General features: G+C 68.5%; 13 protein-coding genes. 5 read left to right on the top strand and 8 right to left on the bottom strand.

The annotated features are described in order from the left end of the window. Positions 1 to 58: 58 nt before the first annotated feature. On the top strand, positions 59 to 547 hold the full coding sequence (locus tag ACODSC_RS10635; RefSeq protein ID WP_488813874.1) for a VanZ family protein: 489 nt from the start codon (positions 59 to 61) through the stop codon (positions 545 to 547). On the opposite strand, the gene ACODSC_RS10630 is transcribed toward ACODSC_RS10635, so the two are convergent. From ACODSC_RS10630 to ACODSC_RS10620, 3 genes are all read right to left on the bottom strand, one after another. Then, positions 520 to 1,080 (bottom strand): HNH endonuclease, encoded by a 561-nt coding sequence (locus ACODSC_RS10630; RefSeq protein WP_372692349.1) that lies wholly within the window; start codon positions 1,078 to 1,080, stop codon positions 520 to 522. The genes ACODSC_RS10635 and ACODSC_RS10630 overlap by 28 nt on opposite strands. A 144-nt stretch (positions 1,081 to 1,224) precedes the next feature. Continuing rightward, the gene (locus ACODSC_RS10625) at positions 1,225 to 1,884 is read right to left on the bottom strand and encodes a trimeric intracellular cation channel family protein (protein WP_488813873.1); all 660 of its coding nucleotides are present in this window, start codon (positions 1,882 to 1,884) and stop codon (positions 1,225 to 1,227) included. Next, positions 1,881 to 2,546, bottom strand: a complete 666-nt coding sequence (locus ACODSC_RS10620; RefSeq protein ID WP_488813872.1) for a DNA-3-methyladenine glycosylase family protein — start codon at positions 2,544 to 2,546, stop codon at positions 1,881 to 1,883. Before ACODSC_RS10620 ends, ACODSC_RS10625 begins: the two co-directional genes overlap by 4 nt. Positions 2,547 to 2,625: 79 nt before the next feature. On the opposite strand from ACODSC_RS10620, the gene gluQRS reads away from it, so the two are divergent. Next, the gene (gene gluQRS, locus ACODSC_RS10615; protein WP_488813871.1) at positions 2,626 to 3,486 is read left to right on the top strand and encodes a tRNA glutamyl-Q(34) synthetase GluQRS; all 861 of its coding nucleotides are present in this window, start codon (positions 2,626 to 2,628) and stop codon (positions 3,484 to 3,486) included. On the opposite strand, the gene ACODSC_RS10610 is transcribed toward gluQRS, so the two are convergent. The 3 genes from ACODSC_RS10610 to ACODSC_RS10600 form a co-directional block, all read right to left on the bottom strand. Continuing rightward, complete coding sequence (locus tag ACODSC_RS10610) at positions 3,470 to 4,279, bottom strand: TIGR02186 family protein (RefSeq protein WP_488813870.1); 810 nt, start codon at positions 4,277 to 4,279, stop codon at positions 3,470 to 3,472. The genes gluQRS and ACODSC_RS10610 overlap by 17 nt on opposite strands. A 16-nt stretch (positions 4,280 to 4,295) precedes the next feature. Then, entirely contained in the window at positions 4,296 to 5,219 is a 924-nt protein-coding gene (locus ACODSC_RS10605) for a sulfite exporter TauE/SafE family protein (RefSeq protein ID WP_488813869.1), read from the bottom strand. Between the two features lie 97 nt (positions 5,220 to 5,316). Next, on the bottom strand, positions 5,317 to 8,175 hold the full coding sequence (locus ACODSC_RS10600; protein ID WP_488813868.1) for an SEL1-like repeat protein: 2,859 nt from the start codon (positions 8,173 to 8,175) through the stop codon (positions 5,317 to 5,319). A 205-nt stretch (positions 8,176 to 8,380) separates the two neighbouring features. Here ACODSC_RS10600 and ACODSC_RS10595 point away from each other — a divergent pair, with 205 nt between their 5' ends. From ACODSC_RS10595 to ACODSC_RS10585, 3 genes are all read left to right on the top strand, one after another. Next, positions 8,381 to 8,599 (top strand): hypothetical protein, encoded by a 219-nt coding sequence (locus tag ACODSC_RS10595; RefSeq protein WP_488813867.1) that lies wholly within the window; start codon positions 8,381 to 8,383, stop codon positions 8,597 to 8,599. A gap of 59 nt (positions 8,600 to 8,658) precedes the next feature. Then, positions 8,659 to 9,156 (top strand): pyridoxamine 5'-phosphate oxidase family protein, encoded by a 498-nt coding sequence (locus ACODSC_RS10590; RefSeq protein ID WP_488813866.1) that lies wholly within the window; start codon positions 8,659 to 8,661, stop codon positions 9,154 to 9,156. A 371-nt stretch (positions 9,157 to 9,527) separates the two neighbouring features. Further along, positions 9,528 to 10,142: a hypothetical protein gene (locus ACODSC_RS10585; RefSeq protein WP_488813865.1), complete on the top strand. Its 615-nt coding sequence runs from the start codon at positions 9,528 to 9,530 to the stop codon at positions 10,140 to 10,142. Between the two features lie 7 nt (positions 10,143 to 10,149). Here ACODSC_RS10585 and argF read toward each other — a convergent pair whose 3' ends face one another. Further along, positions 10,150 to 11,064 (bottom strand): ornithine carbamoyltransferase, encoded by a 915-nt coding sequence (gene argF, locus ACODSC_RS10580; RefSeq protein ID WP_488813864.1) that lies wholly within the window; start codon positions 11,062 to 11,064, stop codon positions 10,150 to 10,152. Then, positions 11,064 to 12,257: an aspartate aminotransferase family protein gene (locus ACODSC_RS10575; protein ID WP_488813862.1), complete on the bottom strand. Its 1,194-nt coding sequence runs from the start codon at positions 12,255 to 12,257 to the stop codon at positions 11,064 to 11,066. The genes argF and ACODSC_RS10575 overlap by 1 nt, the downstream gene beginning before the upstream one ends. Positions 12,258 to 12,322: the final 65 nt, after the last annotated feature.

The raw sequence follows: 12,322 nt of genomic DNA, 5'->3' as shown, positions 1-12,322 counted from the left end.
ATCTTGGCGGACGGCGATGCAGGATGGCGGCGGATCAAGGATCACGGACGCCCGTCTCATGCTCACCCCCCGCCGCATCGTCATGGCCGCCCGCCTCGGCTTCGCCCTGGCGGCGCTTGGCATGGCCGTCCTGATGCTGGGACCGTTCCAGGGGCTGGAGCAGGTCTTCGGCCTGAACGACAAGGCCGCCCACGTGATCGCCTTCTATGGCCTGGCCAGCGGCCTGTTCCTGATCGCGCCCAGCCAGCGCCGCGACGACCTGGCCCTGTACGTCATCGCCGCCGCCTTCGGCGTCGAACTGCTGCAGGCCCTGACCGGCCGCAGCGTCTCCATCATCGACTTTTTGGCCGGCGCGGCAGGCGTCACGGCGGCCTGGGCGCCCGGCCGTATCGAACAGCTGCGCCAGTCGTTCCGCCGCCATCCCGACCTGACCCTGACCGAGATCGACCGTCTGGACCGCCGCCTGCGCCGCCGCCGCGCCTCGACAGGCCCGTCGCCCGTGAGCGCCGTCCAGCGCCCCTATGGCTCCAGCTCGATGTCCCAGTAGAGGTAATCCAGCCAGCTCTGGTGCAGGTAATGCGGCGGGAAACGTCGGCCGGCGTCTTGAAGCTGCCAGGCGTTGGGGCGATAGGGTTCGCGGCGGATCGGCATCATGGCCTGGCGCGGTGTTCGCCCGCCCTTGGCCAGGTTGCAGGGGCTGCAGGCGGCGACGATGTTCTCCCAGGTCGTGCGGCCGCCGTGCGAGCGGGGGATGACGTGGTCGAAGGTCAGTTCCTTGGATTCCCCGCAGTACTGACAGGCGAAACCGTCGCGCAGGAAGACGTTGAAGCGGGTGAAGGCGGGGTTGCGGTCCTGGTCCACATAGCTGCGCAGCGCGATCACGCTGGGAAGCTGCATCTCCATCGAGGGGGAGCGGACGACCTTGTCATACAGGGACACCACGTCCACGCGGTCCTGATAGACCGCCTTTACCGCCTCCTCCCACGGCCAGAGCGACAGCGGATAGTAGGACAGCGGCCGGAAGTCGGCGTTCAGCACCAGGGCGGGAAAGCCGGAGGGCGGTCGATGGAGAACCTGCATCAGGCCCTCCCGCGCGGACGGAGGGATATCGAGGCGACAGAGGTGAGGACACGTCTCCTTCCCTAGTCTTGCAACGCCAGCCTACGCGTGATTCCCGCTCATCGCCATGACCAGTGTGCAGCGTTTTCGTGACGCCCCATCCATTCAGACCTGGCTGGAGCGGGTGGGGAAACCCGGAAGCGTCCATCCCCACCGCAGCGCGCCCGCGCGCAGCAGAAAACCGGCTAGGGCGGCGATAACGGCGGCCGGCCAGATCGGCGTGCCGGGCGCCCGCAGCACCATATAGACAGTCGCCGCCAATATCGCCGCCGAGACATTGATCTCGCGTCGCAGCAGGATCGACGGCTGACCGGCGAGGGTGTCGCGCACCACCCCGCCGAAACAGGCCGTCAACGTGCCCATGACAACGCAGATCAGGGCGGGCGCGCCGATCGCCTCGGCCTTGGCGGCGCCCATGACGCCATAGGCCGCCAGGCCCGCCGCATCGAGCCACAGCAGGGCGCGGAAGCGCCAGTCGCGCTGGCCCACCAGCCAAAGGGCGACCGCCGCCGCCAGACAGACGGCGATATAGCGCCAGTCCTGCACCCAGAAGACCGGCAGGCCCAGCAGCAGGTCGCGCAAGGTGCCGCCGCCCACGCCGGTGATGGCGGCGAAGAAGGCGAAGGTGACGACGTCGTGTTTCTCGCGCGCGGCGGCCAGGGCGCCCGTGGCGGCGAAGACGGCCACGCCTGCGAAATCCAGCGCCGAGAGTACGGTCTGGGGATTGCGCAGCGGTTCGGTCAGGACGGGATCGAGCGGGGTCATGGAGGCGTCGGTCCTTCGTCGGCGTCGAGAACGATCTCGCCGCGCTTCACGCCCGTGTACCAGGCCCACAGCAGATGGGTCGCCACCGCGCGATAGGGCCGCCAGATTTCGGCGCGGGCGTAGGCGGCCTTCTGATCGGGGCGCACCTCGGCGCCGTCGGCCCAACGGATCGCCTCCTGCAACGCCACGTCCCCGCCCGGGAACACGTCCAGCCGCCCCTCGCACATCAGCAGATAGGCCTCGGCCGTCCACAGCCCCACGCCCTTCAGCGCCGTCAGGGCGGCGATCGCCGCCTCGTCGTCCAGACTGGCCAGATGCTCCAGATCGACCTCGCCGGCGATCTGGGCCCGCGCGATGCCCTGCCCATAGGTGGCCTTCTGACGCGAAAGGCCCATGCCGCGCAGTTGGTCGAGGTCATGCGCCAGCAACAGCTCGGGCGTGATCCCGCCCATCCCTTCGCGCAACCGCGCCCAGACCGAGGCGGCCGAGGCGACCGAAACCTGCTGCTCCACGATCATGCGGAACAGCCCCTCGAACCCGCCGGCCCGCAGCCGCCATTCAAATGCCGGCGTCTGGGCGTGGACACGCGCCAGAGCGGGATCCGCAACGACCAGCGCCTCGCGCGCGGCGGCGATGTCCTGAGGGGTGGGTTGAAGCGGCATTCGTCATGCTTACGGCCGGTCGCGCCTGTCGGAAAGAGCGGGGCGCCGTTGACGGCCGCAAACCGCTAGAGTGACGCAGATGTTCGCCACCCGCTTCGCCCCCTCCCCCACCGGCCGCCTGCATCGCGGCCACGCCTTTTCGGCCCTGACTGCCTGGTCGGCGGCGAAGGCGGCGGGCGGGCGGTTCGTGTTGCGGATCGAGGACATCGACCCGACCCGATGTCGGCCGGAATACGAGGCGGGCATTCTGGAAGACCTGGCTTGGCTGGGTCTGGACTGGGAAAGGCCGGTGCGGCGGCAGTCGGACCATCTGCAGGACTACGCCGTCGTCATCGACACGCTGAGAGCGCGCGGCCTGCTCTATCGGTGTTTCCGCACACGCAAGGACATCGCCGACGCCATCGGCGACGCGCCTCACGGGACGATGGAAGCCCTGCGGCCCGGCCCTCATCCGGCGGACGAAGAGGCGCGGCTGCTGGAAGGCGGACAGCCGTTCGCCTGGCGGCTGTCGCTGGATCGGGCGCGCGACGCGTTGGGCGAGACGGTCTGGAACGGCCTGACCTTTACCGAGGCGGGCGAGGGCCCGAATGGCGAGAGCGGGATCGTGCCCGTGCGGCCCGAGGCGGCGGGCGACGTGGTGCTGGCGCGCAAGGACGCCGGCGTCGCCTATCATCTGGCTGTGACGCATGACGACGCCCTTCAGGGCATGACCCATGTGATCCGCGGCCAGGACCTGTTCGAGGCGACCCATGTGCAGCGGCTGATCCAGGCCCTGATGAGGTGGCCCGCGCCGACCTATCGCCACCACCGGCTGCTGGCAGGCCCCGATGGGCGGCGCTACGCCAAGCGCGACCGTTCGGTCACGCTGGCCGAACTGAGAGAGGGCGGACTGACGCCGGACGCCTTGCGGGCCGAACTGGGCTTCAGCTCCGGCGACTGAAGATGCGCGAGGCGCCGTAGCCGGTCAGGGCGGCCAGAACGACGCACAACAGGCCGTAAAGCCACGGCCGCCGATGAGCGAACTCATAGATGTCGCGCTCAAGCCCCACCTTCTCGACTGTAAGGGTCAGGTTGGAGACCGACTGCGGCTCGCCGTCCTGGAACAGCCAGACCTCGGCGTAGTATTTTCCGGTCGGGGCCACGGTGGGCAGCTTGAGCTCGGCGCGGAACAGGCCCTTGTCGACGAACTCGACCCCTTGCGGATCGGTGTCGTAGAGGGCGGCCGCCTCCTTCAGCCGGATCACGGCGCGGCGCCAGTCCAGATAGTCGTCGCCCAGGCGGCTGACGACCACGTCACGCACGCCGTAGCGGGTGACGGTGCGGCTTTCTTCCGGGGCGTCGATGCGCAGGTGATCGACGCCGACGCCCAGGCGGCGCAACTGGCCGAAATCGGCGATGTCGCTGAGCGGCCGGGTCGAGGCGGTCATGTAGAAGCCCGGCGCTCCCTCAAACAGGACCGGGCGGCTGTTCAGCCAGATGCCGTTGTTGCGGGTCTTCTTGACCAGGCGGATCGGCGCGTCCGGCCCGCGCACCACCACGACCACGTCCGCCGGTTCCGTCGTGGGGTTGAACACGGCGCCGTAAAGCACGATCGACGCGCCGCGGAAGCTGGAGTCCACATGGACCCGCGCGTCGGTCAGGGCGGCGACGACGCGCAGTTCTCCGGTCGTCGCTTCGGAACGATCCGGCGCCGGGGCCGTGACGGCCGGCGGAGGGGGCGGAAGCGCCTGCATCAATCCGCGCCCTCCCTCATTCCGATATTCCCGGCGCGATCTGGAAGATGTCGGGCGGACGCACGAACAGCTCCAGCCCCATCTGGATTCCGACCAGCAGCACGATCAGCCCCAGGGCCGCGCGCAGTTCCTCGGCGCGGAAACGACCGGCGAAGCGCGCCCCGATCTGGGCGCCGACCACTCCGCCCAGCAGCAGGATGGTGGACAGGACGATGTCGACCGTCTGGTTGCGCCCGGCCTGCAGCACGGTGGTGATGGCGGTGGTGATGATGATCTGGAACAGGCTGGTGCCGACCACCGCCCCGGCCCGCATGCGCAGCACATACAGCATGGCCGGCACCAGGATGAAGCCGCCGCCGATGCCCATGATGGCCGACAGCACCCCGGCGAACAGACCCAGGCCGAAGGGCGGGATGGCGCTGATGTACAGGCCCGACTTGGGGAACTTCATCCGCAGCGGCAGGCCGTACAGCCACATGGGTCGGCGTCGATCCTTGCGCGGCGCAGGCAGGCCCCGACGGCGACGCAGGATTTCCGACAGACTTTCGTACAGCATCAGCCCGCCGATGGCCCCCAGGAACACCAGGTAGGACAACGACACCGCCAGGTCCGCCTGTCCCAACAGGCGCAGCAGGCGAAACAGCTCCACCCCCGCCAGGGCGCCCGCCGCGCCGCCGCCGGCCATGATCAGCCCCATGCGGTAATCGACCGCCCCCTGGCCGGCGTAGCGGATCAGACCCGAGGTGGAGGAGGCGACGACGTGGCTGGCCTGGCTGGCCACCGCCACCGTCGGTGGAATGCCCAGGAACACCAGGATCGGACCCATCAGGAAACCGCCGCCGATGCCGAACAGACCGGACACGAATCCGACCACCGCCCCCAGGATCACCAGGGTCGGCCAGTTCACCGAAACCTCGGCGATCGGCAGATAGATATCCAAAGGACGCGCCTTCGGCTGGAGCGGTTACAGGATCGCCGTCAGGCGGGACGAGGTCGTGACGGCATGGGCGACCGATAGCCGCCCGATGCGCGTGAATCTAGCCCGTCGCCTGCGAAGCGGGTTGGGACTGGGCGACGAAGGCGTCGGCGGCGGTGCGGGCGGCGCGCTGAGCGGTGGCGCTGGCCGCAGGGCGCAGGCGCGTCACGGCCGCCTGGGCCTCGCTGTCGCCGCCGCGCGCGGCGATCATGTACCACTTCAGGGCTTCGGTCGGATTCTTGGCCACCCCGTCGGCGCCGGTCTCATAGATTCGGGCGACGTTGTACTGGCTGTCCGGCAGGCCGCCTTCGGCCGCACGCAACAGCCAGGTCAGGGCCTCGGCTTGGTTGGTCGCCCCGCCGTCGCCTTCGAACAGCTGCATGCCGTACAGATGCATGCCGCGCGGATCGCCGCCCTCGGCCGCACGACGCCCCCATTGGCGGCTCAGCGCCGGATCGGCGTCGACGCCGTTGGAACCGTCCAGATAGAGCTGGCCCAGATAGGTCTGGGCCGGGGCGTATCCCAGATTGGCGGCACGCCTCATGCCGTCCAGGCCGGTGCTTTCGCCGGCCTCCAGCTTGCCGATGGCGGCTTCGTAATCAGCCGCGCCGGGACCGTCCAGGTCCAGCGTCGGCCGCGCCTTGGTCGGCGTCAGCGCCATGGCCAGCGGGGTCGCGGCGCCCTCGGCCTGGGCATCGCCGCCCAGGTTGGGCAGGCCGAACTCCGGCGCGCCGCCGTCCGTCAGCGACAGATAGCCATAGACGCCGCCGGTCAGGGCGACCGCCGTGACGGAGGCGAGGAAGGTCTTCTTGACGGTCGAGCCATCCTTGGCCGCCTGTTTGTCCAGCCGCTCCTGCAGCTTGGACTTGCCGCCCCGCTTCAGGCCGAAGCCTTGGCGTGGGGCCGCTTCCGGCTCGGGCGGCGTCGTCATGGCGGCGCGGGCGGCGTCGATCGTGCTGCGGGTGGACGAGGCGCGACCAGCGGCGGCCGCGGCGCCCATGCTGGCGCGCAGACGGCGAGGATCGACGAACTCCGTCTCACCGCCGAAATCGTCCTCGGCCGTGTCGAGCACAGGATCGAGCGGTTTGCTCGAAGGGGCCGCGGTTCCGGTCGAGAAACCGGGCGATGTCGCTTCCAGCGCGTCCTCGACATCGGCGCCGCCGAAGCCGCTGAAGGGCTGGATGATGGGCTCGACGCCGTCGAGATCCACCTGGCGCGACGGCGTGTCATCGGCCTCGGCGGCGACCGGCTCGGGTTCCGGCTCGGCGAAGGCGGTGGAGGGGAAGGGCGCGGCGGCGGCGACTTCGGGCGTCACCGGATCGATGGACCACTCGTCCTGGTCCGAGAAGGTCTCGTCGGGGAAGGCGGCGGCGCGCCAGTCGCCGTCCACCGAGGCGGACTGGATCGGCTCAGGCGCCGAGCGTTCGGCGACGGCGCGCGATTGACCCCAGGACGGCTCGCTGTCCAGCGGCTTGTCGCGGATCGGCGTCGGGCCGCGCGCATCGATGCTTTCGCGTGCCTCGGCCAGCAGGCGGGCGGTGCGCTCCTCGCTCATCCGCATCCGCTCGGCCAGTTCGCCTGAGGCGCGGTCGTAGCGTTGCTCGATCTTGTCCGAGCTTTCCGACAGGCGTCGGCCGATGTCTTCCAGAGCCTGCTGCGAGCGGCGCTCGGACTGGGCGATGCGGTCGCTCAACTGGTCCGAGATGCGGGTGATCTCGCCGCCCAGCTTCTCCAGCGCCAGGGCGTGACGGTCGTCGCTGGCCGTCAGGCGTTGGTCGACCCGGTCGACGTGGCGGGCGAAGTCCTGGTCAAGACGCGCCGTGCGGCGCGCGACCTCGGTCTCGATGGTCTGGCTGACCGCATCGCTCACGGTGCGGGTGATGGCCTCGGTGCGGCCGGCGGCGTCGCTCTCGACCGTCTGCACGCGGACGTTCAGATTGCGGGCGATGCGCATCACCTCGCGGCCCATAGCCTCCAGGCCCACGGCGCCCTTCTGTTCCGACGTCTTCAACTGATCGCCGACGGCCTGGACGGCGCGTTCGATGCGTTCGATGCGTGCGCCGGTCTCGGCAGCGTCGAGCCGCTGCATCATTTCGGCGCGGTTGTTTTCGATCTGGCGAGACAGGGTTTCGGCCAGTTTTTCGAAACGGGCGAGATCGCGCGCGCTTTCCGGCTCGACGCGGCTTTCGGCCGATCGCATCCGCTGATCCAGCTCGGCGAACGAGCGTTCCAGCGTCTTCAACGCCTCGGTCGTGCGGTTCTGCGCCTCATCCAGCCTGGCGCCCACCTGGGCCAGCATCTCCGTGCCGACGCCGGGGCCTGCGGCCTTCTCGACCGCCTCCATCCGCTCGCGCAGGTCGCTGACGCCGACGCGCTGGCGTTCCTCGATGTCGTAAAGCCGGCCGGTCAGGGCGCCCAGCGAGGCCTCGACCTTGCCGAAGGCTTCCTGCGTCAGGGGGCCGGTGTCGCGTTCGAAGGCGCGCAGGCGGCGATGGCCCTCGCGCAGTTCCTCGGCGATGTCGTCGATGCGGCGGGCGTGCCCCTGGGCCTGGACATCCTGGCCGTCCAGGCGACGCACCAGGCCGGAGACCGCCTGATCGACGCCCTGAATGGCGATGGTCGAGCGGCGCTCGGCGGCTTCCAGCCGGGCGGCGATGACGTCGATGGAGGCGCTGATCCGATGTCCGTTGTCTTCGACATCATAGGCGTCGTCGATCCGACGGCTGCGGTTGCGGCGCTCATAGGTGTCGGAGGCCTGGGCGCGACGCGGCAGGGTGGCGTAGCCCTCCTCCTCGTCTTCCATGATCATGGAGTTGAGCCATTCGCCCAGCGTCATGCCGGACCGACGCGCGAGGTCCTTTGCGACCTCGCGGGCCTTGGGATCGATCCCCTTAACGCTCCACGGCGCCGCTGCGCTCACTGATTCGGCTCCCGACCCATGTGACGAAGGCTATACCGTCAATATCCAGCGTGTAAACTCATGGTTAACCGCAATATTTAGCGGGAGTCCGCGATCCTGTGGACAGGCTGCCAGCAGCTCGATTCCGGCGGCTCAAACAGGCGGATATCCACGGCCCGGAAAGGTTCGTCTTGCCAAGCGGCGACGGTTTCGCCACGTGCGGCGCATGGACCTGATCACCACCCTCATCCTCCTGGGCGTCGCGCTTGCGATCATGGTCTTCACCGGCTGGCGCGGGGCGCGGCCGCCCGATCCGTTCAAGGGTCCGCGCATGATGCCGTGGCGGTTCCTGATGATCGGCGCCGCGGCGATCGCCATGCTGCTGCTGGTCCATCTGACCACCTTGTTCGGCGCCGAAAGGCCGCCCTGGATTCCAGGAGCTTAGCCTTAGGAACCCGATCACGCCCGGTCGGTTGATCCTGCCACCAAGACAGGAGATGCCGCATGAGCGACAAACTGACCCCCGCCGAGGCGGAAAAGGAATTCTGGAAGAGTCTGAAAGACTCCAACACCGGCATGCTGGGCATCGACCAGCCGGGCTATCACCATCAGCCCATGACCGGCTTCGGCGAACCCGAGACCGGGACCATCTGGTTCTTCACCCGCGACGACACCGACTTCGCCCGCGATGTGATCCGTGGGGGCCAACAGGGCATGTTCTGTTACCAAGCCAAGGACCAGAAGGTTCAGGCCTGCATCCACGGCCGCCTGTCCGTCGATCAGAACCGCGCGCGGATCGACAAATACTGGAACCCCGTCGTCGCCGCCTGGTACCCGGACGGCAAGGACGACCCGCACCTGACCCTGGTTCGTTTCGACGCCGATGACGGCCGCGTCTGGGTGTCGGACAAGGGCGCCCTGGGCTTCGGCTACGAAGTCCTGAAGGCCAATCTGACCAAGACCGTCCCGGACGCCGGCGGCGTGTCGGACGTGAAGCTCTAAGGCAGACCGTATAGACGGTCCTCAAAGCTGAGGACCGCCTGACCTGAACCTATGACGCGCGCCAGACAGAGTCCGGCGCGCGTCTGCTATGTTGAGACCCTCGGTAACCGCTGCTTTCAATGCTTGCGGTCAAGACCATAATTTAGCCCCAGCGGTTGCTTCGGATACAACTTCGGACATCAAGGGGGATATCAATGCTAGGACTTTTCGCCGCCGCCGCCATCGCGGCCTGTACGCCGCCGCCAGGAACCTCATCCCTGCTTGATCGACCGGAGCGCGTCATCCTGATCGGTGAATTGCACGGCACCACGGAAGCCCCTCAGGCGGTAGGCGAGATCGCCTGCGCAGCGACCGAACAGGGACCCGTGATCGTGGCCCTGGAACTGGAAGACACGCTACAGCCGACGCTTGACGCCTTCATCGCCGCACCTGACGAGGCCAGCGCACTGGCGACCCTGCAGGGATCATCCCTGCTGAACCGCGTGGTTCAGGACGGGCGAACCAGCCAGGCCTTGTTGGCCTTGCTGAACAGGGTGCGGGACCTCAAGGCGGCCGGGCGCGACATCGGTCTGCACCTCTTCCAACCGAGCAGCTTGACGCGCGGCGAAGGCCTGGATCAGGCTTGGTACGAACTCAACATGGGCTATCTTCTAGGTCAGGCTCGGCAGAAACGCCCGGACGCGCGGATCATCGGACTGGCCGGCAACATCCACGCCCGAAAAACGGCCTTTGCGGACTACCCTGATCTGGGCGTTCCGGCGGCCGGACACCTGCCGACCCGCGAGACCGTAAGCCTCAAGGTCGCGCAGCAGGGCGGGTTCGCCTGGAACTGTTCGCAAGACGAGTGCGGGATCAATCCCTCCATCGAGCGCTACGACGCGCAGGCGCGCGGCGTGATCCTGACCCCATTGGACGACGGCGGTTACGACGGCGTGCTCGCCCTCGGCCCTTGGACAGCCTCGCCGCCCATCGGCGGCGAGGACTGAGGAACGGTCAGCCCGCGAAACACCAGGCCAGGACCGCCTTCTGCGCGTGGATGCGGTTTTCGGCCTCGTCCCAGACCAGGGAGCGGGGGCCGTCGATGACGGCGTCCGAGACCTCTTCGCCGCGGTGGGCGGGCAGGCAGTGCAGGAAGACAGCGTCGGGATCGGCCAGATCCATCAAGGCCTCGTCGACGGTGTAGCTTTCGAAGGCCGCCAGCCGCGCCTCATAGTCCTGGTCTCCCATGGAGACCCAGGTGTCGGTGACGACGACGTCGGCGCCCTTCACCGCCTCGCGCGGGTCGCTGGTCAGGGTGACGGCGTTTGCGCCCTTGGCCAAGTCGCGCAGGTCAGGGTGATATTCCGCCGGGCAGGCGACGTTCAGGTGGAAGCCGAACTTGGGCGCCGCATGCATGAAGCTGTGGCAGACGTTGTTGCCGTCGCCGATCCAGGCGATGGTCTTGCCGGCGATGGAGCCGGCATGTTCCTCGATCGTCTGCAGGTCGGCCAGGATCTGGCACGGGTGGCTGCGGTCGGTCAGGCCGTTGATCACGGGCACGGTCGAGACGCGGGTGAACCGCTCGACATCCTCATGGTCGTTGGCGCGGATCATCACCGCATCCACCATGCGCGACAGGACGCGGGCGGTGTCCTCGACCGGCTCGCCGCGACCCAGCTGCATGTCGGCGGCGGTGGCGATGATCGACGATCCGCCCAGCTGGCGGATCGCCGCGTCGAAGCTGAAGCGGGTGCGGGTCGAGTTCTTCTCGAAGATCATGGCCAGGACGCGATCCTGGCCCGGCGCGTCGGCGTCGGCGCGACCCTGGGGCCAGCCCTTGCGGGCGGCCTTTCGGGCGTGGGCGTCGTCGAGGATGGCGCGCAGGTCGGCGGCGTTCAGCCGGTGGATGTCGAGGAAGTGGCGGACCATCAGGCGACCAGCTTCTCGCGCGCGGCCTCGCAGGCGCCCTCGAACCGGGCGATGGCTTCGCGCGCCTCGTCCAGCGTCAGGTTGAGCGGCGGCAGAAGGCGCACGCAGTTGTCGCCGCCGCCGGCGATCAGCAGCTGCTGGGTGTCGCGCGCCAGGGCCATGAACTCGCGATTGTTCGGGACCAGCTTGACCCCGATCAGCAGGCCCTTGCCGCGCACGTCCACGATCACGTCGGGGAAGCGCGCCTGAAGGCCCGCCAGCTGCTGCTTCAGATAGCCGGCGATCTCGGCGACATTGTTCAGCGTCTCGGGCGTGTTGATCAGCGACAGAGCCTTTTGGCCCACCGCCATGGCCAGGGGGTTGCCGCCGAAGGTCGAGCCGTGGACGCCCACCGTCATGCCCGAGGCCGCCTTGGCCGAGGCCAGGCAGGCGCCGATGGGGAAGCCGCCGCCCAGGGCCTTGGCCACCGCCATGATGTCGGGCGCCATGCCGGCCCATTCGTGGGCCCACAGCTTGCCGGTCCGGCCCATGCCGCACTGGACCTCGTCGAAGATCAGCAGCACGCCGTTGTCGTCGGCCATCTGGCGCATCCAGCGCAAATCCTCGACCGGCGTCTCGCGGCAGCCGCCCTCGCCTTGGACGGGCTCAAGGATCACGGCCGCTGTGGTCGGGTTCTTGAAGGCGGCCTCCAACGCAGGCTTGTCGCCCCATACCAACTGGTGGAAGCCCTGCATCGGCGGGCCGAAGCCCTCGGTGTAGCTGGGGTTGGCGGCGGCGTTGATCGCCCCATAGGTCCGGCCGTGGAACGAGCCGTCGAAGCCGTAGATGTCGATCCGCTCGGGCGCGCCGTTGGCGGAGTGATATTTGCGGGCCGTCTTCAGCGCGCACTCGACCGCTTCGGTGCCCGAGTTGGTGAAGAAGACCACGTCAGCGAAGCTGCTGTCACACAGGGCGTCGGCCAGGGCTTCCTGGCCCGGAATGCGGAAGATGTTGGACACGTGCCACAGCTTCTCGGCCTGATCCTTGACCGCCTGGACCAGTTCGGGGTGGGCGTGGCCCAGGCCGTTGGTCGAAATGCCGGCGACGCAATCGAGATATTCGGTCCCGTCGGTCGACCACAGGCGCGCGCCTCGGCCGCGTTCCACTTCCAGCGGCGCGCGATTGTAGACACCCATCAGATGGTTCGTGGACACGGGACTAGACCTCCAAAAGCGATACGGCCCCGCCGCGAGTGCGACGGAGCCGGATTTCACAGGGA

The sequence above is a fragment of the Brevundimonas sp. FG128 genome (assembly GCF_057809775.1).
The sequence above is the reverse complement of the archived record's forward strand: the minus strand, read 5'-3'. Positions and strand labels throughout refer to the sequence as shown.

What these genes read in the sequence shown, in the direction of transcription:
- ACODSC_RS10635 (WP_488813874.1), top strand. Translation starts at nt 59, where the DNA reads ATGCTCACCCCCCGCCGCATCGTCATGGCCGCCCGCCTCGGCTTCGCC.
- ACODSC_RS10630 (WP_372692349.1), bottom strand. Translation starts at nt 1,080, where the DNA reads ATGCAGGTTCTCCATCGACCGCCCTCCGGCTTTCCCGCCCTGGTGCTG.
- ACODSC_RS10625 (WP_488813873.1), bottom strand. Translation starts at nt 1,884, where the DNA reads ATGACCCCGCTCGATCCCGTCCTGACCGAACCGCTGCGCAATCCCCAG.
- ACODSC_RS10620 (WP_488813872.1), bottom strand. Translation starts at nt 2,546, where the DNA reads ATGCCGCTTCAACCCACCCCTCAGGACATCGCCGCCGCGCGCGAGGCG.
- gluQRS (WP_488813871.1), top strand. Translation starts at nt 2,626, where the DNA reads ATGTTCGCCACCCGCTTCGCCCCCTCCCCCACCGGCCGCCTGCATCGC.
- ACODSC_RS10610 (WP_488813870.1), bottom strand. Translation starts at nt 4,279, where the DNA reads ATGCAGGCGCTTCCGCCCCCTCCGCCGGCCGTCACGGCCCCGGCGCCG.
- ACODSC_RS10595 (WP_488813867.1), top strand. Translation starts at nt 8,381, where the DNA reads ATGGACCTGATCACCACCCTCATCCTCCTGGGCGTCGCGCTTGCGATC.
- ACODSC_RS10590 (WP_488813866.1), top strand. Translation starts at nt 8,659, where the DNA reads ATGAGCGACAAACTGACCCCCGCCGAGGCGGAAAAGGAATTCTGGAAG.
- argF (WP_488813864.1), bottom strand. Translation starts at nt 11,064, where the DNA reads ATGGTCCGCCACTTCCTCGACATCCACCGGCTGAACGCCGCCGACCTG.